The following is a 23913-nucleotide window of genomic DNA, read 5'->3' on the forward strand; positions in this document are numbered from 1 at the left end:
GTCACAATGGAGTGACGACCTTTTTACATAACTCGAATTAAAATAATACCGACAATCCATATGAAGAGAAAAAGAAACGTCATAGACCATTTATGTTCTTGCATCGTTTGTTTCAATGCCTGTGATAATTGTGTCATGTTCATTTCCGCAAGCGCTCTCCATACACTTACATCCCGATCTTTAGCAATGCGGTCTGTAACGCTAATTAAAATTGTTTCGTTAGACAATTTCGTTATATAAGCAGTAATAACCGTTACCATCAAATTTATATTTCCTTCTGAAGAATCACTTTCCACTCTAGAAATAAGTGCGCTCACATCTAGTAACGGAATATGTACTTTTCTACCAAATGATAGTTGTACTTCAGCGAAATCATATGTTCCATCTAACAAAGGAAGGTCTTTTATATGCGCCTGCTTAACAAGCCCTTGTAGGCTTCTAATTACTTGTTCAAATATTTTTTCTGTTTGCTTACCTTCTCCAGATAACGTATGTAGCTTTTTAAAAAGTTGTAACACTGTATCCATCTCTTTAGAAAGCATTTCCTTCATAATCTTTCCATCACTTAAACTTGCAAGTAAAATACCTATTTCATTATTTTTCGAAATAATTTTAGACTGTCCAGTAAACACTAAATTGCTACGCTTTCGTTCTTTCTGGATTTCATGCTCCGAAATAGCTGCAGGCTGTTTTAATGGTTGTAGCGTCTTATCTTCAATTGTCGTACGTTTAATCTCCATTTAAGCGCCTCCACTACTATGAAATAATTAGCCCCATTCTTTATTACTCTTTAAAACTAAAAACAGTACGAATAAACCTGACATGATAGTAAACACATCCGAAGCTTGTACTCCCTGTTCACCTTTTTCTTCTTTCTTGTCTTTTGATTCTTCTTTTTGTTCTTTCTTTTTAGAGGCAACTTGTTTGTTATTTTTCTCTTTTTGGTCCTTCGCCTTATGTACTTCCTTGTTGTCTTCGAACGGCTCTTTTATGACGTAAGTAAATTCCTCTTTCTCTTTCAACGGTTCTTTTATAAACTTATTTACTTTCTCATCTTGCTTCGGAATTTGAACAACTGGTAATTTTTCTTCTGGAAGCGGGTTTTTGACTTTCAAATCCTCTTGCTTCTCATTTTCTTTCTTATCTTCTAATTCATTTTCTAGTTTATTATCTAATTTATCTTCTTTCTCTTTCTCTTCTATCTTTTTGTCATCTTCGTTTTTTGGCGCCAAAATAGAAATGGTATATTCACTTTCCTCAACAAGTTTATTACCTGCTGCATCTATTATCTCTACATGTAATTCGTATGGCCCAGCTGGCAATTCTTCTGTTATTTCAAATACTTTTTGCCAATCCATATCATACTTGTTGTAGTCTAATAAAAACGAAAGCTCTTTATTTTCTTTCCCTTTTAATGTAACGCGCACTTCTTTTACAGCCGATTCTATATCTGACGCTTTTACTCGTATATGTATAGAATCTCCCTGTTTTCGTTCAACTAAGTTTTCTTTTACTTCATCAATAGTAACTTCCTGTAACTTTGGCAATTCTTTATCTATAGTAGGCGTTTCATTTTTAATACGAATGAGCGGGACTTTCAATTCATTTTTTATGAGGTCTTCTTTCTCATTCTCTTTGTAACTTTGAAAGAGCTGAAGATTCCAATCACCTTGCAAATCAAAATCCCCTGCTTTATAGTTAGCAACCCAGCTCTTCGTTTCTTCATCATACTCAAAAGATAGCATTCTTTCTTGCGCATATTGCTCGCCATTTTTTTGTAACTGCAATATACCTTTCATGCTTTGAATGTTTTTCCCATTTGGTTCTACAGCAATTCGCACTTCTTCGCCAACTTTAAGCTCCGGCTTATTTACTGTAACAATTCCTTGTTCCGTTTCTATCTTTCTTCCACCCAATTGTTTATTTACTGCTTCTTGTTGTTCTACTTCTTGTTGTTTTACTTCTTTTTGTTCTACTTCTTTTTGTTTCTCTTCATCTTGTTTCGTTTCCACTTGCTCTGACTTTTCTTCTTGTACATTCACTTCATTTATTTTTTGATCTGGCTCAATTTGTTCCTCAGCCTGACTTTGCAAGGGGAAGAACAAGCACACATGTATGCATAGCCAACTCATTAGAAAAAACTTTACGTTTTTCATCTACTAGTTCAAACTCCTATTTCAATGCCTTATAATGATTTCGTTACTTTTACTCCGAAAAATCCATCTACATTTACAAGTTCACCATACGCCACTAATACATCATTTACATAAATACGAATCGGTTCATCAATATCCTCATCTAGTACAACTGCTTCATTTTCTTGTAAACTTAATATATCTTGAATCGTTTTCACTGTACTTCCAAATACAAATTTCACGTTCATTTCTACATTTTGTAGAATGGACGTGTCCATATATACTGGCTCCATTTGTTTTACTTCTTTAAATTCAATAGGTTGCACAACTGGTTCTACAATTTTTTCTTCTTCAATTTCTTCTGTGGCAATCTCTTCTTCTTCCACCATTGGATACAGAAGTCGCCTTACCATTTCTTTCGCTTCAGAAATCGGCAAAATTTGATACATTTTCGATTGAAGCAGATCACCAATTTCAAGATTGAACGTAATTTGAACGAGTTCGTCCACTTCCATTGAATCTCCCAAATACTCCATTTCTTCTTTTAACGTTACAAATTTAACATTTGGCGGCGTCATGTCCATTTTTTCTTGAAACATTTCTGACATCGCCGTAGCAGCATGCCCCATCATTTGGTTCATAATCTCTTTAATACCGCTCAGTTCTAATTCAGTCAACTCTTTTTCCGGATCAACTTCCCCTGTTCCCATCATCATTAAATCTACCATTGTTAAGGCGACATCTTTTGTAAATACGAATACATTCTCATTCTTTAGCCCTTCAACAAAGTCGACATTTAAAATAACAAATGGTACTGGTACTCCATCATAATGCCGAACATTGATTGCTTCCACATTTGGTGTACTAATTGTAACTGGCTGATTTAAAAGCGTTGACAATACTGTTGAAGCGGAACCAATTGAAATATTTGCAATTTCACCAAGCACATCTTTCTCTTCTTGTGTTAAATGCTCTTTTTCAACTTCTTCTACAATCTCAGTTTCCACTACTTCTGCTGTCTCGTCTTTTTCTTCTACTCCACCAGATAATTGCATTAATTTATTTACCATTTGTTTCGCATGCTCAACAGAAACAATTTGTACAAGTTTAGAGTTTACAAGATTATCTATCTTTAAATCAAACGACACTTTAACAATCGTATGATTTCCATCGATTTCAGAGATTTTCTCCATTTCTTCTGATAACTTTACAACTTTAATCGTCGGCGGAGACATATCTACTGTATCTTGGAAGAATTCCGACATAGATGTAGCTGCGAATCCCATCATTTGATTCATCGCTTCTTGTACAGCACTTAGCTCTAATTCACCAAGTTCTTTTCCGTCCTCCACCTCGCCTGTTCCCATCATCATTAAATCAGCAATAGACAATGCAACATCTTGCTTAAGGACAAGAAGGTTTTCCATATCTAATCCTTTTGTAAAGTGAATGTTTAATACAACATGTGGAACTTCGACATCTCTTGAATCATATAAATCTACCAACTCTATGCGAGGAGCAGTAATGCTTACTTGCCTATTTAAAATTGTTGATAATACAGTCGAAGCTGAACCAAATGATATATTTGCAATTTCGCCAAGAATATCGCATTCTTGAGGCGTTAAATGCTCATTTTCTTTTTCTAGCACAATCGTGCTCGTATCCCCTTTTGTGTGTTGCTCAGGCATTTTCCCTGCCTCCTCATTTCTGTTTTTCTATCAAATGATATAAACTCTCATTTGATTTTAGCAAACTTATTATATAAAACGTTAATATGTATTTATTGCCATTATTAGAGTAGTAACGATTAGTCAAAAAGCTCCCCAATTGTATACAAGTGGGGAGCTTTCCTTCATTCCTATTATAAACCTTCTGGGTTTAAAATGAGGACCACTCGTCCATCACCGAGAATCGTCGCACCAGAGAAATAATTAGAACTCTCTGCAAAGAAGTCACCTAATGACTTTAAGACTATTTCTCTTTGACCGATAATTGTGTTTACAATAAGTCCATAGCTGCGATGTGTATTACGAACAATTAACACAGGAACCATTTGACCATCATATGACGCAAACGCCTCATCTACTGTTTTTTCACCAAATACAGTACTTAAATGTTTCACTTCAATAATTTGATTACGATAATTTAACACATCTTTTCCTTGTAAGGATTGGATGTCTTCTTTCTTAATTCGAATTGCTTCAACGATATTTCCAAGAGGTAAAGCATAACGCTTATCATTCGTTTGAATAAGCATAGATTGAATAATAGACAACGTTAACGGAAGTTCAATTCTAAATGTACTTCCCTTTCCTTCCTCAGAATCAATAATTAAATGTCCACCTAAACTATGAATCGTATGTTTTACAACATCTAATCCGACACCGCGTCCAGAAAGATCTGATACAACTTCAGCTGTACTAAATCCTGGTTGGAAAATAAGATCAAACACTTCACGATCTGTTAATCTATTCGCATCTGCTTCAGTTACAACGCCATTTTTAATCGCTTTTTCTAATACTTTCCCTTTATTAATACCGTTTCCATCATCCGTAATTTGAATAACGACATGATTTCCACTATGAAAAGCTTCTAATTTAATAGTACCTGTCTCATTTTTACCTGCATCACGTCGTTTTTCAACAGTTTCAACACCGTGATCGATTGCATTTCGAATTAAATGAACGAGCGGATCACCGATTTCATCAATAACAATTTTATCTACTTCAGTATCTTCACCTGTAATTTGTAAATCGATTTTTTTCCCTAAATCTTTCGCTAACATACGTACCATACGCGGGAAACGATTGAACACAGTTTCAATTGGCACCATACGCATATTTAATAGTACATTTTGAATATCTTTTGAAATATCGCCTAATCGATTTAAATGTTCAATTAGTTCCTTGTTTTGAATCGTTTGAGCCAATTCATCAATGCGCCCACGTTCAATTACACTTTCTTCAAACATATTCATTAATCTTTCAATTTTCTCTAATTGAACACGAATTGAACGATTCTCCACTTTAGCATTTTTCGTTTTTGTAGTACTTTTAGCTGGCTGATTCGTTGCCACTATCGGTGATTCTACCTGCGTAGCCACAGCTGGTTGTAGCGTTTCTTCTACTTGCACAACTTCTTGTGTAACGACTTTTTTAGAAGCTACTTCCCTCGATATAGGTTCTCCTTGCTTTACTTCCACTTTCTCAATTTCAGAAACATGAAGTACTACTTGTTTCAATTCTTCTATACTACAATCCGTATCCATAAATACTGTAAATTCAAATCCGAAAGCATCTGCTTCAATTTCTTCAATACTCGGAGCTGTTTTTTGTATATTCCCCACATTTTGTAATGCTTCAATACACATAATGGCACGTACTGCTTTTAAAATTGCTTGCTGTTCAACTGTTATATGCACTGCATGCGAAACTGCATCATCGTTGTCTATATGATTTTGCTCTATATGTTCCGTAGTAGTTTCTACATTACCGTTCAATAATGCTTCTAATTTCTGTTTAGTTGAGACTACATCAATATTGCCCATTCCACCTTGTTGCACATCTGCAACCATCTTCTCCAAATTATCAATGCACTCAAAAATCACATCAATAATATCCGCATTTACAACTATATTCCCATGACGAATTTCATCTAACACATTTTCCATCTTATGTGTTAAATCAGCCATCTCCGTAAATTCCATACTCGCAGACATACCTTTGAATGTATGAGCGGAGCGGAATATTTCTCCTACAACATCCATATCAGCAGGATTTTGCTCTAACACTAGCACATTTTCATTTAGCGACTGTAAATGTTCTTCTGACTCTTCAAAAAATATATTTAATAGATCTGTTTGCATTTTTATCCCCTACCTGTCTAACAAACATTTCATTTATGTATAACAATTTAGTGTTTTATAATGAGAAAAAAGGGGGCCACACGTCGATCCGCTATCACTGTTTTGATTCCTTGTGGCACCCCTTCTATATTAACTATTTGCTACTTTTGTTAAAGCTTCAATTACACGATCCGCTTGGAATGGCTTTACAATAAAGTCTTTTGCCCCGCCCTTAATTGCATCTAATACCATACCTTGTTGTCCCATTGCAGAACAAATAACAACCTTTGCACTTGAATCAATTTTAATAATTTCTTTTAATGCTTCAAGCCCATCCATTTCTGGCATAGTAATATCTAATGTTACAATATCAGGTTGAAGTTCTTTATACTTTTGAATTGCTTCTACCCCATTCTCTGCTTCGCCAATAACTTCAAATTCAGCATTACTTTTTAATAAGTTTTTAATCATCGTTCGCATAAACATCGCATCGTCTACTACTAAAATTTTATGTGCCATTCTTTTTAATTCTCTCCTTCTATGTATAAATATATCTTAATATTTCACCTTATCATTCTCACTCATTATACAAAATAAAATGATAAAATTTAATATTTTTTTAAAAGAATTTTCGTATTTTTATTATTTTATTATTAAAATAATAATATACTACTCTTTTATATAAATAACAACGCGACGGTTTTTTTCCCAGTTTTGCGGTGAATCATTTGGTACAATTGGCTTTGTGTCTGCATATCCTACCGCAGCTAGCCTTTTATCATCCACATTATACACTTCAATTAAATGGTGAATCATATTTGCCGCTCGTGCTGAAGATAACTCCCAATTTGAAGGGAATTTCTCGTTATGAATAGGTCTACTATCTGTATGTCCCTCTACAACAATTGGGTTAGGTACGGATTGAAAAAATCCAACTAATTGACTTATTATCCCTTTCGCTTCGGGCTTAACGTTTGCATCGCCTGTATCAAATATTAAATTATCTACTATAACGACGCTTACCCCTGTATCCTCTCGATATACATTCACTTGACTAATACCGTTATTATCTACATACGCTTTTAACTTCTTATATAATTCATCCATTCTCTTTTTTGAGATCATCTTTTCATCATTTTTTTCATGTGAAATATCCGGTATTGTATTTTCCATTACTTTTGCATCTACTTGCCCCGTATCACTAAACTTTTCAAGCATCTTTGACAATTTTACTGCATCTTGCTTTGATGTAGCAACTAGTAATACAAAGAAAGTTAATAATAACATTGTTAAATCTGTAAAAGTCGTCATCCAACGAGGCGATCCCTTTTGCGGTCCTTTACTCATCATACCACTCCTTGAAATATTAGGCTGCTCCTTTTACCTTTTTTACCTTTGTTTCGTATACGTATGTATCCAGTTTCAACTTTAATTTAGAAGGGATTTGTCCACGATACAATTCTGAAATTGCTTCTATTACAAACTTCTTCTCTGTATATAAATCTTCAATACCACGATATACTTTTTCCGCAAGAGGGATTGCAATCATATTCGCAAGTACGGACCCATATAATGTCGTTAACATCGCAACTGCCATCCCTGTACCAATTTGCGATGTATCTTGTAAGTTTTGGAGCATAATGATAAGACCGATTAACGTACCAATCATTCCCCAAGCTGGAGCAAAATCACCAATTTTATCTAATAATGCTGCTCCTTTTCTTAACTCATACACTTCCGTTTCAATATCTTTCAGTAACACTTCTTTTAATTCATCTTCATCGTAACCGCTTAACATTAATCGAATTCCTTTCTGAATAAAAGGATTGTCTACTTGCTCTCCATCAACCTCTAAAGAAAGCAAGCCGTGCTTTTTAGACTTTTTCGAAAAATCGACAAACAAATCCGTTAACTGTTCTAAATCTTCTTCTCTTCTATGTAAAACAGTAAAAATGCTTTTCGTATATTTTTTTATTTCTCCAAATCGATATGCCACAACAATTGTCGCTGTTGTTCCCCCTATGACAATTAAAATAGATGAAACATCTAAAAAGTTTTTAAAAGCTTTTATTCCACCGCCGCCAAGCATAATTGCCGCTATCACTATAATGAAACCTACTATAATGCCCACTGGGCTAGAAATATCAAACTTCCTTTTTCTTCTTTGTGGTCTAGCTAATACTTGATTTTTCTCTCCCATATTTCTGCCCTTTCCTTTCCATTTTTATATAACATTTTTTTATTTTAATAATACGTTTTCACATATAACATGTATTATACGCTTATCATCTGTTTATCGCAATATACTCATAAAATTGACACATTTCATTTCTATATTAGAATTATAGTATGGATAAATGAGGAGGATCACGATGGAACACAACATTTTACAAGTCATTGCATTAGCAGAAAAACTAAAATATGAAATGCGACATAGCTGGCTTTCTAACGGACGTCAAGAAAGTGTTGCCGAACATACATGGCGTATGTCTCTAATGGCTATTTTAGTTGAACCTTATTTGGATCAAAAAGTAAATATTGAGAAATTACTTAAGATGGTTATTATTCACGACCTAGTCGAAGCCGAAGCTGGTGATATCCCTGCTTTTGATACGATGAATAGTCACGAATTACAACTACAAAAACAAAAAAATGAACTAGAAGCTATTTTAAATATTAAACAAACATTAACAAGTTCTCTCGGTGAGGAATTATATGACTTATGGATGGAGTTTGAAGCGAAAGAAACGTACGAAGCAAAAGTTACTAATGCACTCGATAAACTTGAGGTGAAAATCCAACATAACGAAGCTGATATTGATACGTGGTTACCAATTGAACATAAAATGACATTCCAAGTAGCAAAGCATACAAACTTTGATTCTTTCCTATCTAAATTACAAAAAATTATTGAACAAGATGGAGAAAAGAAGTTAATTGCTGCCGGTATTGATGTTGAGGCATGCAAGCAATAATGAAATAAGACACTCAACAAGAGTGTCTTATTTCATTATTGTTGATATAGCCTGCTTATAAATAAGCTGTTGTTTTCCATCCACTAATATTAAAACTGTAAATTTATCTACTCCAACAACTTTTCCTACTATTCTAACGCCACTCTTTAAGAAAATTGTAACTGTACCTTTTTCTTCTTTTATTTGTTTATACAATTCTTCCTGTAAATGTTCCAATTACTGTCCTCTCCTTCTCGTGAAACATCTTAATATAAAAAACTATAAATTTTTTATTTATGCACTTTGTCTTTTCCATTCATAAACTTATTAATTAGTATATCTAAATCTCGGCTAAATAACAAAACTTTATCATGATCCAATCCGTGTCTCGCAACAAGTTGAATTAACTCTTTCTTTTTGTTTTCTATTTTATTTTGTAATTGTCCCATCTCCATCTCTATACTAAAACTCCCTTTTCCCATAATATTACTTGTAAAATTATAGTACATATTCTCTCATAAAAAAATAAAAAAATGGTTTTTTTTACAATTTTTTATTTTTTTATGCCTAAATTACGAATCACGTAAAGGTTCATTTACAAATCACTAACATACAATCCTAATGAATCTACAGGCATTTGTCTAATTATAAATGAGACTGGCTCGTTTTCTATACAAAAAACATACTGTATATAGTAGTCCATGAACCATATAGATTAACTTACTAAAAAGGAGGAAAACATATGAGTTATGGTGGAAGTTGCGCTGGTTTCGGCGGTGGATTTGCTTTGCTTATCGTACTATTCATCCTTCTAATCATCATCGGATGTAGCTGTTGGGGTGGCGGCGGATACGGATATTAATATATCCTATCCTTGACAAATGAACTAAAAACTATAGAAAAACAGCTCATATTTGAGCTGTTTTTTTCATACTTTCGTATGAATTTATATCCCTCTTATTTGCGATTTCAACTAACAAAATATCGTTTAATATGGAATAAGAAACATTTTTCACTGATATAAAAGATCGTTATACATACATATTACAAACAAAAATTATTTTAACATTAATTCTTGTCGGCATTTCATGGGGCATTATTGGAGGCGCTTATCAGCTACTCCTAACGATCTATGCCGAGAGAATTTTCCACACTAACATTGGAATTTTATATACAGTTCAAGGCATTGGGCTTATGATTGGAAGCCTTCTCGTTAATCTTTATATGTCTCATAATAAAGAAAAAATGAAAAAAGTATTCGGTTGAGCCTAATTATTACAAGGAATTTTCTTTCTCGGATTCATTCTATCCGATCAACTTATTATCGGTATCGTTACTTTATTCTGTATGCGCATAGCAGGAGGAATCCTCGTTCCACTTGATACGACATTACTTCAAACTTACACACACGAAAATATGATGGGTAAAGTTTTTTCATTCCATTATTCCGTTTACGGATCTCTTATTCAGTTATCTATGTTTTTTACAGGAGGGCTGTTAGAAATTCTTTCTCCTCAAATAATTGGCAGTTTATTAGCTACATGCTGTATTTTTGTAAATTTTATATGGCTTTTCTTGTTTATCGCGGGGATCTCAGTGAATAATCTAATGATAATCAATAGATTATTCACTGAGATCCCATTCATTATTTGTTTCCCAATAATAAAATTGCTTAAAAATGTCAGTCTAATTTTTTAGTTAATGATCCTTATATGGCAACACTATTTGAGAAAAAACTAGATATTTATGTTAAAATATAAATAAGTTTGTGAAAGTTTGCACTTAAATAAGAGACTTCAACTAGTTAAACTTGATTAAAGAGGAGGGCTGTTTTGGGTATCACATTCATTTTCATATGTATTATATTAGTGGCTTCTATTCTGCAAGCAAGTACAGGTTTTGGCTTTTCCATAATGGCAACCCCTTTCTTACTTATGTTATTTTTACCACAAGAAGCTATACAAATAAACATTATTTTATCTTTAATTATCTCCATTTCACTCATTTGGAAAATAAGAATGGACGTTGATTTTGTTCTACTGAAAAGGTTTATTTTGGGAAGTATAGTTGGTGTACCTTTTGGTATTTTAATCTTCATTTCCGTTAACATAAACACTTTTAAATTAGCAGTTAGCATCCTACTCTTACTATTAACATTGTTGCTAATATGCAAAGTTAAGGTTAGATCAACACAATCTAGAGATTTCATAGTTGGTGGATTATCTGGTCTTTTAACGACAAGTATCGGTATGCCAGGTCCTCCCCTGTTACTTTATTTTACAGGAACTAATACTGAAAAAGAGAAGTTAAGAGCAACTACATTAGCTTTTTATCTGTTTATATATTTCATTAGTCTAGTAACTCAAATACTCTTTACTGGCACAAACAAAACCATTTGGGAATCAAGTTTTTATGCCATTCCAATTTTATTTTTAGGTTTGTTTATAGGTCAAATTATTTTCAAATGGCTTAATCAACGGATTTTTAAAATATTTACGTATATCCTTTTAAGTTGTACGGGTATGTATCTTCTTATTGAAAGTTTGCATTTATTATAGAAGTTGCTTTAGGTTATGCATTAAGAATTAGGTTTCGAATGAAATATCATGATGTATTTTTAAACGTGATAATGTAAAAAGCGGCTATTATGCCGCTTTTTACATTATCAAATTGGTCGATATTAAACCAAATGACAGTAAATACATCGTTATAACAATCATCCACATATTGTTTTTCAATAGGGTTACTTAATGATTTATGAATAATGTACAAAATTAATTTTCCATATTGATCAATCACTTCTTTCAAAGCATCTTGATCATGTTTTTTCATAGCTATAATTAAATCCTCTTCAGAATTGAAAATCATAAGCATCTTCCTTCCTCAGTTCCCCTTTAGCAGCTGCTTTTACTTACTATTGGCATTTCATTCTCTTTTTCTATCACTTTTGTAAAAAATTATTAATTTTTATTTCTATGTATATGATAACAAACAAAATACCTAAGTTCAGAAAGAATAAAGAACTTTCTGGCCTTAGGTATTTCTCCTTCCAAAAAAGGCAAACCCACATCACAGGTTTGCCTCTTTACTCACTTCTTATTTAAGCCTTTTTCACTTAAAAACTCTTTCATATGCATTCTTTTTTCTTTGGACATAAATGAACTCATTGATTCCGTCCACGTTACGTTTTTTTGATTTGATGATCTTTCTTTGTAATACGCGCTCATCGTTTCATCATATTCATTTAGTAATTCATCATATTTCTGTTCATTATATCCATTTTCATGAAGAACTGCTGCTACTGGTAAACGTGGTTTAACTCCATGTTCTTCATCTGGTACACCGACTGTCATTCCGAATACAGGATATACTTTATCCGGTAAATGAAGCAATTCGCTCACTTCTCTCGGATTATTACGAATACCACCAATATAACAAATACCGTAGCCTAATGACTCTGCCGCTAGTGCTAAGTTTTGCGCAAAAAGTGATGCATCTACCGTCGCAACGATAAAGTCTTCTACTCCCTCATGCTTTATCTCTGTACCATGTTTTTCACATGCAATTTCAAGTCGTTTTAAATCTGCACAACAAATAAAAAATGCTGCACAGTCTTTCACATGGCGATTTCCGGATAGCTCTGCTAGTTTAGCTTTTAATTCCTGATCTGTTACATATATAACAGAATACGCCTGTACAAAATGTGATGAAGCTGCATGTTGTGCAGCGTGCACCATCTTTTCTACTACATCTTTCGGAATGGATTCTTCTTTATATTTACGAACTGAAACATGTTGCTCCATCTTATGTATCATCTCATTCATGAAAATCACTCCTTTTTTCTCTTCATAATGAAAAATTAACATACCTTTTTCAATATTCACAACTTATAAGCACAAAAAGAGCAATTCAAAAAGAATTGCTCTTTTTTAAAACGTTTATCAATACGGTAAATGAAATTATACTTATCTTATTACGCCGTTTTCAAAACTTTAATACCTCTGACGATATTCCAAATAAAGTAATAAATTCCTACAAGAATGAACACTGCATATGTGATAATCATTCCAATTCCAGCACCGTCAGATTGATCGAAACCTAAACCGTACATTCCTGATACTGCTAGTCCTCCAAATAAGATTGCGTATGGGAAAACATGTGACCAAAATGCTTTTTTTGCGTGATACTTCACTTCATCTTCTGCAACAAAGTACACGATAATTGGTAGTAAAAATGGTGCAAAAAATATACTAAAGTAACATAACGAAGATAAAATATTATTTCCTTTCATCCGATTCACCTCTAAATAGTTTTTGTTACCTTCATTATGTCAGGAAACCATTCCAGAAACTATCGCTTTACCTTTCACGAACGTGACATATTTGTAAGATTTTCCTCTAAAATAATCCCGCCTGAAATTTCAGGCGGGATTATTTTCTCTATATTCGATTCATAAACCAATATTGTGTAATTGCTAAATATTCTCGTACATTCGATGGAATGATGATTGGTTTCGGTGTTTTTGCCGGAAGACCTTCTAATTGTAAACCTTGTTTGGCCGCTATTTTTTTCGCTCTAAACATATGAAAATCGTTTGTTACGATCATACCTTTTTTCATATCGGCTGGTATTAACGGTTTTGAGAATGTAATGTTCTCATCTGTGCTCGTAGATTTGTCCTCCATTATAATACGGTCTTCTGCGATGTTTTGTTTTATTAATCCTTGTTTCATTGCTAATGCTTCTGAAATGTCTTCACCTTTTCCTTGTCCGCCAGATACAATAGCAATTGTTTTCTCATGTGATTTTAAATATTCAGCTGCTTTATCAATACGATATTGCAATGAATAAGATGGTTTCGTCCCATTTACTTTCGATCCTAGTACAATTATGTAGTCAGCATCGTAGGTTGCATTCATATGCCCATGCTTATAAATGTGATATTGTAAAAAACCCATATACACGGCGCAAATCATTATGACAACTAAAATGCACTTCATTATTTTCTTCTTTCTCATATTCATATACTCCTATTTTCTTTTACTTCCTTCATGATAATATCCATTTATTTGTTTGTATACAGACAGATTTCAATAAACCCTAATTTATCCTCTGAAAGGTAATATTTATATTACTTTCGGGAATAGTAAGTACAACTTTACACGAAGGAGTGTCTCTATTGCTTCTCTTTTTATGTAACGTGTCGTTCTTTTTTATCTTATTTTTACTATCGCTTAAGTTACTCGGTAAATCCGCGTTAGCACAACTAACTCCTCATGATTTTGGGGCTATAATTTTTTTATCTTATTTAGCTTTCCAGGCCATACCCGTCTCTGGTGCTTTACAAGCATTTCTCGGTATGGTTGTTATCACATGTTTACATTTACTCCTTACAAAATTAAGCCTATTTAACAAACTAAATCGCTTTATTCTCGGACACCCTATCATTTTAATTAAACATGGTGATATTATTTTTGAGAACTTACAAAAAAGTAGATACCCCATTGCAGAACTCCTTTCTAATCTTCGCGTTGCAGGTTATCCAAGTGTTCATGAAATTGAATACGCTATTTTAGAAGCGAACGGCGCTATTAGTATTTTACCAAAAAGAGAACTTGTACCATTAACTCCAAAAGATTTAAACATAGATGTTAAGTATGCTGGGTTACCAATTGCCCTTATCGTCGATTCACAAATTCAATATGATAACTTAAAGTTAATACATAAAAATGAAAAATGGTTATATAAAGAATTAAAAGAAAAAGGAATTACAAATATTAAAAACGTTGCCTTTGCTTCTGTTCAAGAAACGGATGGATCTTTTGCGATTAGTTTAAAGGAATAAAAAATCCCCTTAATTGCTTAAGGGGATTTTCTTCATCATATCGCTTCTTTCTCTCCTGCCATATTTAATGGAACAGGATGTTTTATACGATTCATCGTAAATACGATAATCGCTGTCATTACTTCCGCAACTGGCATAACGAGCCAAATTCCGTTTATCCCAAATAATTTTGGCATAATCCATAACAATGGAAGAATAAATAGTAATCCTCGGCTCATTATAATAAGTACTGATTTCTTCGTTTGTCGCACTGATTGGAAGTACTCTCCATACACAATGTTATAACCTAAAAATACGTATTGGATAAAGAATAAACTAATACCTGTTAAGGTTAACTCCAATAATTCTGGAGATTGAACATCAAATAAACCAATGATATATTTCCCGAAGAATAATCCGACAATTATCGCAACGCCTCCGAGGACAACTGCAATTTTCACAGCAAACTTCAATCCTTCACGCAATCTTTCTGATAAGTTTGCACCATAATGGAAACTAGCAATTGGTTGCAATGCAGCACCTACACCGAAGAATAGTAGTAATGTCATTGCATGAATACTATTCACCATCGCATAGGAAGCTACTCCTACTTCTCCTGCATATTGGACGAATGCGATATTAAAACCAATCGTTACAATTGCAACCGTACTTTCTGCTGTAAAACTTGGGAAACCAATCACCATAATTTGTTTGACAGTATCCCATTCAAAATGGAATTTCGTCCACTTTAAGATACTACTTTTTCTAAAGAAATGAGTTAATAATACAAGGAAACCAATCGCTGCCGAAAGAATAGTCGCTGAAGCAGCACCTGTTACGCCCCATCCAAAAATAAAAATAAAGATGTAGTCAAACACGATATTTAATACAGCCGTTACAACAAGACCTGCCATCGCTAAATTAGGATTTCCATCATTTCGAATAAATGTACTTAAAATATTTTCTAAAACGTATATCATTCCAAATGTTAATAATACGTGTAAATAGTCTAATGCATACGGTAAAATCACTTCATTTGCACCAAATAAGTATGCTAAATCTTCTATTCTCCATAAGCAAATAGCTGCTAAAACACCTACGATAACAACTGCTACCGTCATTGATTGAGTAAAAATAGACCTTGCTCTCTCTCGTTTATTTTCACCTAATGCAATGGAATATAACGTTGCCCCGCCCATTCCAATCCATAATGAAATAGAGAAGAAAATCGAAAAGGCTGGAATAGCCACGTTCACTCCTGCTAAACCGTTCGCCCCAACTCCTCTACTAATCATAACCGCATCAATTACAATATTCACTGACATTAATACCATTCCGAGGACGGCTGGTATTAAATATGAAATAAATAAGCTTTTTATCGGTTTTTCTCTTAACTTTTCTGTTGCTTCCATACTCTAATATGCTCCTTTTTTTCAACTCTCTTTTCTTAGTTTAAACCTTCAAGTAACTTGAAGGTCAATAGAGAATTAAAAAATAAGTAACTTAATTATCGTGTTTGATCCTCATTTGTAATTATACGAGTCTTACAACTTATTGCTTTATTTTTTCATTATAGGAATTTGAATTTCTGTTACTTGCTCCTCAGGATCTTCTGTTACAGACCAATCAATCAATCCAATCTCAATCGAATCTCCATGTACTTCGTAACCTTCTTTATCAATGTATGTAAGTAACTCCTTGTACGTTGCATCTGTTTCTTCATATGGTCCATGATGATAAGAACAAGCATATAAACCTTCTTTAATTTCATCTGAAGTATGCACTTCATACGGCATATAATCCAAAAGAATAAATACACTGCTATATGCTTGAAACTCATTTTGCATTAATCCTTTTTTCGCAACAGTTACACCAATATCTCCAGAAAATAAACTATCATCCATTTGCCTCATATTTTTTTGCAACGAATGGATGTAGTACTCAAACATATCATCCGTCGTATTCGGGGCAACCGCAATTGCTGTAATTTTCCGCTGCGGGATCTCTTTAATTACCATTTGTTCAGCTTTTGCTTTTGTTGCTTCCTTAATTAAATGAATTCTATGCTCCATTTTCGCCAAAGCATACTCAATTTCTCTTTGTTTTTTCAACATCATTTCTTGTTGTTTTTCCAGTAAATTGAGTGCGTATGCTGGATTTCTTTCATCAATATATTTTTTAATTTCCTTTAATGGAATGTTTAATTGGCGTAAAAACTTAATCGTATCTAATAGTGAAAATTGATCGATTGTATAATAACGATAATTCGTTTGAGGATCAACAATGGACGGATGAAAAATTCCTTTTTCATCATAATACCTTAATGTAGATTCTGCGATATTATGCATTTTTGCCATTTCTCCAATTGTAAAACGTTTATTTAATAACATCTTTTATTTCCTTCCATTTCTATTTATTTCATTATATGTTCATTTTGTCTTCAAAACAAAAAAGAATTCCCATACGAGAATTCTTTTTTTACTATTAAACCTCTATTATTATAGGAAGAATCATCGGCTTTCGTTTTGTATTTATATATATATACTTCCCTAACGCTTCTCTTACCTCCCTTTTCAAAATACCCCAGCTATTCACATTCTCTTTCTTTAAATTATTAATTGTAATAACAGCTAATTTATTTAATTCTCTTAAAAATTCTTCTGAATCACGAACATAGACAAATCCACGAGAAATAATATCAGGACCTGAAATTATTTCTCCATCCACTTTATTAAAAGTAATAACTATAACGAGCATTCCATCTTCTGAAAGTTGTTTACGATCACGTAATAATGCATTTCCAACATCTCCAATTCCTAATCCATCTACATATATATTTCCTGCCTGTATTCTTCTAGATTGAATTGCCACTTCATTACTTATATCTACAACATCTCCATTACGTACGATAAAGATATTTTCCTTTTCAATACCAATTGATTCTGCTAACAAACTATGGTGATGTAGCATTCTAAACTCTCCATGAATTGGAATAAAATATTTTGGCTTCATTAATGTAAGCATTAACTTCAACTCTTCTTGATATGCATGACCGGATACATGCACTCCAGTAGAACTACCTGATCCGTAAATCACCTTTGCTCCTAATGCAAATAAATTATCGATAATTCGAGAAACGTTACGTTCATTTCCTGGGATAGGGGTCGCGGCTATAATAACCGTATCTTCTGGTAAAATATCCACTTGTCTATAGTTTCCACTCGCTAAACGCGCTAAAGCTGCCATCGGTTCTCCTTGACTTCCTGTACAAAGTATCGCTACCTGCTTTGGATCTAAACGATTTACCTCACTCGCTTCAATTAACATGCCGTCTGGAATATGTAAATATCCTTTCTCTAGAGCAACTTCTACTACATTTACCATACTTCTCCCGAGCAAAGCCAATTTTCGATTTGTTTTTATACATGCTTCAACTATTTGCTGAACACGATTCACATTAGAAGCAAACGTAGAAATAATTACTTTTCTATTTGCTTTCATAAATATTTCCTCTATCCGTTCTCCTACTGACCTTTCTGATGGAGTAAAACCTGGGCGTTCTGCATTTGTGCTTTCAGATAATAAAGCTAGTACACCTTCACTTCCTATTTTAGCCATTTTATGAATATCAGGATGTTGATTATTTACTGGTGTTAAATCAAATTTAAAATCACCTGTATGTACTACAGTACCTTCTGGTGTATGAAAAACAATACCGAGACAATCCGGAATACTGTGGTTCGTTTTAAAAAAGGTTGCCTTAATAGAACCACAATCAATTTCTGATTCTGAATGAATAACGATTAATTCCGTATCATTTTGAAGATTGTGTTCCTTTAATTTAATTTCAATTAAACCTAACGTTAACTTTGTTGCATAGATTGGTACATTTAGTTGTTTTAAAAAATATGGTATTCCGCCAATATGGTCCTCATGCCCGTGCGTTACTACTAAACCGCGAATTTTTTCTTTATTTTCTTGTAAATATGTGACGTCTGGAATTATTAAATCAATCCCTAATAAACTTTCATCTGGAAATTTAGACCCACAATCAATGACGACAATATCATTTTCATATTGGATAGCATACATATTTTTTCCTATTTCATTTACTCCACCTAAAGCAACAATAGACAAGTTATTTTTTAATGAATTCAAATGATAAAACCTCCTTTTCACATTTATAATTCGTGAAATAGCATTTAGGCTTTATTATTTGTAATGAAAAAGGACTTCATACTATTTTATACATATAAAATTCACACGCTACTCTTACACCTATATCTCAATAAGACAGCTTCTTCCCCAAAAAGCTCCCATTTTTTCATTGATTTTTTATAAAATCTATTATATATTAATTACAGGTTCAAATTACAAGTTCAAAAGAACTTGTAATCAGACCCTTTTGTTTAATGGGTTTTACATATTTTCATTAGGCAAATTCCGAGAAATCGTATGATAAAATTAAAAATGACGAGGAGAGGATCAGATGGAATTCGAATTTTTCTTTCAAATTGCACTTATTTTATTAAGTACAAAGCTTGCTGGTGATCTTAGTGTTAGATTAGGTCAACCTTCTGTGCTAGGTAAATTAATTGTCGGTATCGTTATCGGCCCAGCTATATTAGGTTGGATTGAAAATTCAGAGCTTCTAACTCAATTAAGTAATGTCGGTGTTATTCTTTTAATGTTTATGGCAGGACTTGAAACAGACTTAGATGAATTAAACGCAAATCGCAATTCTTCTTTAGCAGTTGCACTCGGGGGTATCATTCTTCCATTCGTAGGTGGTTACGTTTCCGGTCTTGTTATGGGAATGGAACAAGGAAACGCTGTATTCTTAGGGTTACTTCTGTGCGCGACAAGTGTTAGTATTTCCGTTCAAACACTTCGTGATTTAGGTAAAATGAAAACACGTGAAAGTACGACGATGCTTGGAGCCGCTGTATTTGATGATATTCTTGTTGTTATTTTATTAGCATTCGCAATGAGCTTCTTAGGCACAGATGATGTTAACTTAACAATGATTATCTTGAAGAAAGTAGTATTCTTCGCTTCTATTATTTTAATCGGATGGAAAGGTGTACCAGTGATTATGCGCTGGTTATCACCACTACGCGTATCTGAGTCTATCGTGAGCGCAGCTCTTATCATCTGTTTCTCATTCGCATATTTCGGCGAATTATTAGGAATTGCTGGTATTATCGGTGCTTTCGCTGCTGGTATTGCAATTTCTCAAACAAACTACAAACATGAAGTAGAAAAGAAAGTAGAACCAATTGCTTACGCTATGTTCGTTCCAGTATTCTTCGTTAGTATCGGTATGAATATTACATTTGACGGTATTGGCAATCAAATTTGGTTCATCCTAGCATTAACAGTAATCGCTGTATTAACAAAACTAATTGGTTGTGGTGTTGGTGCACGCATGACTGGATTTGATGCAAAGTCTTCTGCAATTATCGGTTCTGGTATGGTTTCTCGTGGTGAAGTTGCACTTATCATCGCAGGAACAGGACTCTCTTCAGGTCTATTAGCACAAGATTACTTTACAGCAATCGTTATTGTCGTTATTTTAACTACAATGATTACACCACCAATGTTAAAATACACTTTTGGTGCTAAAGATAAAGCAATGAATGAAAGCAAGTAAATAAGTTTACTATAATAAAAGGAGATTGCTATCTTATAAAATAGCAATCTCCTTTTTGTTTTACCCTTAAACAATCTCGTTCTTTTTTAACCATTTTTCAAAAATAATTCGTGCTTCTTCATCATCGATATCATTACTAAATGAATACACCTTAATGCCATAATCATCTATATATTCGCCTAGTTTCATTTCCTCCACTTTCTTATAAAAACCGTCTACCTCATAGTGCGGAAGATAAGCATCCCAAACTGGTTCATTTATTCTTTTGTACGCCGTCACTTCTAAATCATATCCATCTTCATAATATCCGATGTGATAATGTTTGTTCGGATCATATTTCTCCATTAAAAGTCCCCTCCTACTAAACAAAAGCGAGCCTTATATTACAGCTCGCTCCTCTCTCTATTTATTAAATACGTTCCATCGCCGTCTTCAACGTTCCAACAACAAAGGCAATTTCTTCACTTGAAATAATAAGCGGCGGTGCTAATGTTAAGACGTTATTATATCCTGCTGTTGTCATACCGTTGCGTCCTATAATTAAGCCCTTTTCTTTACAAGCATTTACGACACTTGCAATTTTGTCGTTATCAATTGGCTCTTTCGTCTCTTTATCATTTACTAGTTCGATTCCAACTAATAGACCTTTTCCTCTAATATTCCCAACAAGCGGATGTTCTCCAATTTCATCTTTTAGTTGCTCTAATAAAAGGGAACCCATTTGCGCAGATCGCTCGATTAAATTTTCATTTTCCATAATCTCTAAGTTTTTAAGTGCTAATGCACAAGCTGCTGGATTTCCACCAAATGTATTAATATGTCGGAAGAATTCATACTCTCCCTGCCCTTTAAATGCTTCATATATTTCTTTTTTCACAGCTGTTGCAGATAATGGTAAATATGCGCTCGTAATGCCTTTTGCCATCGTAATAATATCTGGCTTCACATCATAATTCATAAATCCAAATGCTTTTCCTGTACGACCGAAGCCGCAAATCACTTCATCACTAATAAGCAAGGCACCGTGTTTTTGACACGTCTCATGAACAGCTTTCATATAGTCTTGTGGTGGCATTAAAATGCCCCCACCTGTAATAATTGGTTCCATAATAAAAGCGGCAATTGTTTCACTTAATTCCCACGTCATAACACGATCGACTTCTTTCACACATTCTACATCATAAATATGCTGCCCTTCAATCCCAGGCATACGGTAACAATCCGGTGGTGTTACGTGTAAAAAGCCTGAAGCAAACGGCTCATATTGATATCTACGCTGCGCTTGTCCCGTCGCTGCCATTGTCGCCATTGTATTCCCGTGATACCCACGATAACGTGACATAAATTTATAACGATGTGGTTCACCTTTTTGCGCATAGTATTGCCTTGCTATTTTAAAAGCTGTTTCGTTCGCTTCTGAACCACTATTTGAGAAGAAAATAACATACTCTCCCCCAAGCCACTCATTTAACTTTTCAGCAAGCTTTATAGCTGGTTCATGAGATTGTGACATCGGAAAGTATGATAATGTTTGTAATTGCTTATAAGCCGCTTCTGCGAGCTCCTTTCTTCCATATCCACTATTCACACACCAAAGACCACTCATACCATCTAAATATCTTTTTCCTTGTATATCTTCAACCCAGCACCCTTCAGCTTTTGCCCCTACCATTGTACTATTTGGACTAAAGGGACGCATTCCGTGCCAAACATATTGCTCATCTTTTGCTAATAATTCATCAGTTTGCTTCGTTTTCATCATTACTTCCACCTTCCATAACAACTTATTTTTCACAAAAGCTGCGCTGGTGCCATGATGACTTAAATTTCTCCCTGCTATTTTCATTCCACAAAATTAAGACAAATCCTACTTACAAATCAGTAATATTTACAAGAAAATGACAAAAGAAAAAAGAGCTTTTCTTATCTATCGAAAAGCTCCTCTTTTATTTAATGTGAAGACGCATCACTAATACCGTGACCAGTATTAGATTTCACAAGAATTTCATCAAATTTCGCTGCATCTTCTTTCTTACTAGATAAAACAGTTCCTAAATATGCTGCAAGAAATCCGAGCGGAATTGAAATAATTCCTGGTGTCGTATATGGGAATATCGCTTCCCCAACAAAAATAGCTTTTCCAGCTACAGGGTTCCAAACATTCGGACTCAACGCTACGAGAACAATTGCTGATACGAGCCCTACAATCATACCGGAAATAGCACCCGTTGTATTAAAACGCTTCCAATATATTGTAAATAAAATCACTGGTAGATTTGCACTCGCTGCAACTGCAAATGCTAATGATACTAAAAATGCTACGTTTAATGTTTGGGCAAATAATGCAAGTATGATAGATAGTATCGCTACGCCAATAGATGCATACCGAGCCATAGATACTTGCTCTTTTTCTGTTGATTTCCCTTTGCGAATGATCTCATTATAAAAATCATGAGCGAATGCTGATGCTGCCGTTAATACGAGACCTGCCACTACAGCCAAAATTGTTGCAAAAGCAATTGCTGATACGAAAGCAAATAAGAAATCTCCACCTAACGCTTTTGCTAATAAAGGTGCCGCCATATTACCAGCTGGGTTCGCTTTAATAATCGCTTCATTTCCTACAAAAGCCGCCGCACCAAATCCTAAGAAAATCGTCATAATATAAAATGCACCAATTAACCACGTCGCATATACGACAGATTGACGTGCAGTTTTTGCATCACGTACTGTAAAAAAGCGGACAAGTATATGTGGTAATCCAGCTGTACCAAGTACTAGTCCTAAATTTAAAGAAAGTGTATCAAGACCATCCTTATACTTTACACCTGGATTTAAAAATGAATCTTTTAATGGTGTAGCTGTTTTCATTTGAGCGAACATTTCAGTCACGCTGAAGTTGAATTTTGCGAAAACGATAACAGAAATAATAAACGTACCAGCCATAAGTAATACAGCCTTTACAATTTGTACCCAGCTCGTTGCTGTCATACCACCAAAAATAACATACACCGTCATAAGTGTTCCAACGATTAATACAGATGTCGTATATTCAATTCCTAATAATAATTTAATAAGTGCACCCGCGCCAACTAATTGTGCAATCATATAAAAGATAGAAATCGTCATCGTATTAAGAGCTGCGACTCCGCGAACTTTTTTCGCATCAAAGCGTGCTGCAATCATATCCGCCAAAGTGTACTTTCCTAAATTTCTAAGCGGTTCTGCAACAAGATATAGTACAACTAAATAAGCAACTAAAAAACCGATACTATAAAAGAATCCATCAAACCCAGTTAATGCGATTGCTCCGGCTATACCAAGGAATGAAGCAGCAGACATATAATCTCCAGCAATGGCCAGACCATTTTGCCAACCAGTTAATCCCCCTCCAGCCGTATAAAATTCACTCGCATTTTTCGTTTTTTTCGATGCAAAATAGGTTATGACAAGCGTACCAAGAACAATAATTAAAAATAGTGCAAACGCAGTAGTATTCAAGT

The 23913-nt window shown here is 34.0% G+C and carries 24 protein-coding genes and 1 pseudogene; 6 read left to right on the forward strand and 19 right to left on the reverse strand.

Going from position 1 to position 23913, the window contains the following annotated elements:
- Positions 1–23: 23 nt before the first annotated feature.
- The 7 genes from CN409_RS17585 to CN409_RS17615 form a co-directional block, all read right to left on the reverse strand.
- A complete protein-coding gene (locus tag CN409_RS17585) occupies positions 24–740 on the reverse strand; it encodes a hypothetical protein (RefSeq protein ID WP_000403964.1) in 717 nt (238 codons plus the stop codon).
- Positions 741–767: 27 nt separating this feature from the next.
- Complete coding sequence (locus CN409_RS17590; RefSeq protein WP_086389883.1) at positions 768–2156, reverse strand: transglycosylase; 1389 nt, start codon at positions 2154–2156, stop codon at positions 768–770.
- Positions 2157–2185: 29 nt separating this feature from the next.
- Entirely contained in the window at positions 2186–3823 is a 1638-nt protein-coding gene (locus CN409_RS17595; RefSeq protein ID WP_097981824.1) for a flagellar motor switch protein, read from the reverse strand.
- A gap of 173 nt (positions 3824–3996) precedes the next feature.
- The gene (locus CN409_RS17600) at positions 3997–6000 is read right to left on the reverse strand and encodes a chemotaxis protein CheA (protein WP_001192626.1); all 2004 of its coding nucleotides are present in this window, start codon (positions 5998–6000) and stop codon (positions 3997–3999) included.
- 129 nt (positions 6001–6129) lie between these two features.
- Positions 6130–6498 (reverse strand): response regulator, encoded by a 369-nt coding sequence (locus CN409_RS17605; protein WP_000940568.1) that lies wholly within the window; start codon positions 6496–6498, stop codon positions 6130–6132.
- A 150-nt stretch (positions 6499–6648) separates the two neighbouring features.
- Positions 6649–7326 (reverse strand): OmpA family protein, encoded by a 678-nt coding sequence (locus CN409_RS17610; RefSeq protein ID WP_000033627.1) that lies wholly within the window; start codon positions 7324–7326, stop codon positions 6649–6651.
- Between the two features lie 19 nt (positions 7327–7345).
- Positions 7346–8179, reverse strand: a complete 834-nt coding sequence (locus CN409_RS17615) for a flagellar motor protein MotP (RefSeq protein ID WP_000504191.1) — start codon at positions 8177–8179, stop codon at positions 7346–7348.
- Between the two features lie 172 nt (positions 8180–8351).
- Between CN409_RS17615 and CN409_RS17620 the strand changes: the two genes are divergently transcribed.
- On the forward strand, positions 8352–8954 hold the full coding sequence (locus CN409_RS17620) for an HD domain-containing protein (RefSeq protein WP_097981826.1): 603 nt from the start codon (positions 8352–8354) through the stop codon (positions 8952–8954).
- A 27-nt stretch (positions 8955–8981) separates the two neighbouring features.
- Here the strand turns inward: CN409_RS17620 and hfq are convergent, their stop codons facing one another.
- Both hfq and CN409_RS17630 read right to left on the reverse strand, forming a co-directional pair.
- Positions 8982–9170 (reverse strand): RNA chaperone Hfq, encoded by a 189-nt coding sequence (hfq, locus tag CN409_RS17625; protein ID WP_000400667.1) that lies wholly within the window; start codon positions 9168–9170, stop codon positions 8982–8984.
- A 53-nt stretch (positions 9171–9223) separates the two neighbouring features.
- Positions 9224–9442: an aspartyl-phosphate phosphatase Spo0E family protein gene (locus CN409_RS17630; protein WP_000291690.1), complete on the reverse strand. Its 219-nt coding sequence runs from the start codon at positions 9440–9442 to the stop codon at positions 9224–9226.
- A gap of 233 nt (positions 9443–9675) precedes the next feature.
- Between CN409_RS17630 and CN409_RS17635 the strand changes: the two genes are divergently transcribed.
- From CN409_RS17635 to CN409_RS17645, 3 genes and pseudogenes are all read left to right on the forward strand, one after another.
- Entirely contained in the window at positions 9676–9795 is a 120-nt protein-coding gene (locus tag CN409_RS17635) for a YjcZ family sporulation protein (RefSeq protein ID WP_000120179.1), read from the forward strand.
- 140 nt (positions 9796–9935) lie between these two features.
- A pseudogene (locus CN409_RS17640) lies at positions 9936–10523 on the forward strand (MFS transporter); the annotation flags it as partial.
- Positions 10524–10765: 242 nt separating this feature from the next.
- A complete protein-coding gene (locus CN409_RS17645) occupies positions 10766–11491 on the forward strand; it encodes a sulfite exporter TauE/SafE family protein (protein WP_000513088.1) in 726 nt (241 codons plus the stop codon).
- A 46-nt stretch (positions 11492–11537) separates the two neighbouring features.
- On the opposite strand, the gene CN409_RS17650 is transcribed toward CN409_RS17645, so the two are convergent.
- From CN409_RS17650 to CN409_RS17665, 4 genes are all read right to left on the reverse strand, one after another.
- The gene (locus tag CN409_RS17650) at positions 11538–11801 is read right to left on the reverse strand and encodes an RNA polymerase (RefSeq protein ID WP_097981827.1); all 264 of its coding nucleotides are present in this window, start codon (positions 11799–11801) and stop codon (positions 11538–11540) included.
- Between the two features lie 221 nt (positions 11802–12022).
- Entirely contained in the window at positions 12023–12757 is a 735-nt protein-coding gene (nfsA, locus tag CN409_RS17655) for an oxygen-insensitive NADPH nitroreductase (protein ID WP_001004528.1), read from the reverse strand.
- Between the two features lie 149 nt (positions 12758–12906).
- Positions 12907–13224, reverse strand: a complete 318-nt coding sequence (locus tag CN409_RS17660; RefSeq protein WP_000678054.1) for a magnetosome magnetite crystal formation protein family — start codon at positions 13222–13224, stop codon at positions 12907–12909.
- A 148-nt stretch (positions 13225–13372) separates the two neighbouring features.
- A complete protein-coding gene (locus CN409_RS17665; protein WP_001227671.1) occupies positions 13373–13951 on the reverse strand; it encodes a YdcF family protein in 579 nt (192 codons plus the stop codon).
- A gap of 161 nt (positions 13952–14112) precedes the next feature.
- Here CN409_RS17665 and CN409_RS17670 point away from each other — a divergent pair, with 161 nt between their 5' ends.
- A complete protein-coding gene (locus CN409_RS17670; protein ID WP_000923923.1) occupies positions 14113–14778 on the forward strand; it encodes a DUF421 domain-containing protein in 666 nt (221 codons plus the stop codon).
- A 35-nt stretch (positions 14779–14813) separates the two neighbouring features.
- Here CN409_RS17670 and CN409_RS17675 read toward each other — a convergent pair whose 3' ends face one another.
- The 3 genes from CN409_RS17675 to CN409_RS17685 all read right to left on the reverse strand — a co-directional run bounded on the left by CN409_RS17675 (position 14814) and on the right by CN409_RS17685 (position 18915).
- On the reverse strand, positions 14814–16169 hold the full coding sequence (locus CN409_RS17675; protein ID WP_000388401.1) for an MATE family efflux transporter: 1356 nt from the start codon (positions 16167–16169) through the stop codon (positions 14814–14816).
- Between the two features lie 147 nt (positions 16170–16316).
- Complete coding sequence (locus tag CN409_RS17680) at positions 16317–17147, reverse strand: MerR family transcriptional regulator (RefSeq protein ID WP_000925914.1); 831 nt, start codon at positions 17145–17147, stop codon at positions 16317–16319.
- Positions 17148–17241: 94 nt separating this feature from the next.
- Positions 17242–18915, reverse strand: a complete 1674-nt coding sequence (locus CN409_RS17685) for a ribonuclease J (protein ID WP_097981829.1) — start codon at positions 18913–18915, stop codon at positions 17242–17244.
- Between the two features lie 331 nt (positions 18916–19246).
- On the opposite strand from CN409_RS17685, the gene CN409_RS17690 reads away from it, so the two are divergent.
- Positions 19247–20410 carry a cation:proton antiporter gene (locus tag CN409_RS17690; protein WP_000393875.1) on the forward strand — a complete coding sequence of 388 codons (1164 nt, stop codon included), beginning with the start codon at positions 19247–19249 and terminating at the stop codon, positions 20408–20410.
- 66 nt (positions 20411–20476) lie between these two features.
- Here CN409_RS17690 and CN409_RS17695 read toward each other — a convergent pair whose 3' ends face one another.
- From CN409_RS17695 to CN409_RS17705, 3 genes are all read right to left on the reverse strand, one after another.
- Complete coding sequence (locus tag CN409_RS17695; RefSeq protein ID WP_000417071.1) at positions 20477–20755, reverse strand: DUF3986 family protein; 279 nt, start codon at positions 20753–20755, stop codon at positions 20477–20479.
- A gap of 64 nt (positions 20756–20819) precedes the next feature.
- The gene (locus CN409_RS17700) at positions 20820–22169 is read right to left on the reverse strand and encodes an aspartate aminotransferase family protein (protein ID WP_141527712.1); all 1350 of its coding nucleotides are present in this window, start codon (positions 22167–22169) and stop codon (positions 20820–20822) included.
- A gap of 191 nt (positions 22170–22360) precedes the next feature.
- Entirely contained in the window at positions 22361–23911 is a 1551-nt protein-coding gene (locus CN409_RS17705; protein WP_001098235.1) for a solute symporter family protein, read from the reverse strand.
- Positions 23912–23913: the final 2 nt, after the last annotated feature.

Origin of the sequence: Bacillus sp. AFS012607 (genome assembly GCF_002558005.1) — a bacterium.
GTDB classification, from domain to species: Bacteria; Bacillota; Bacilli; order Bacillales; family Bacillaceae_G; genus Bacillus_A; species Bacillus_A thuringiensis_S.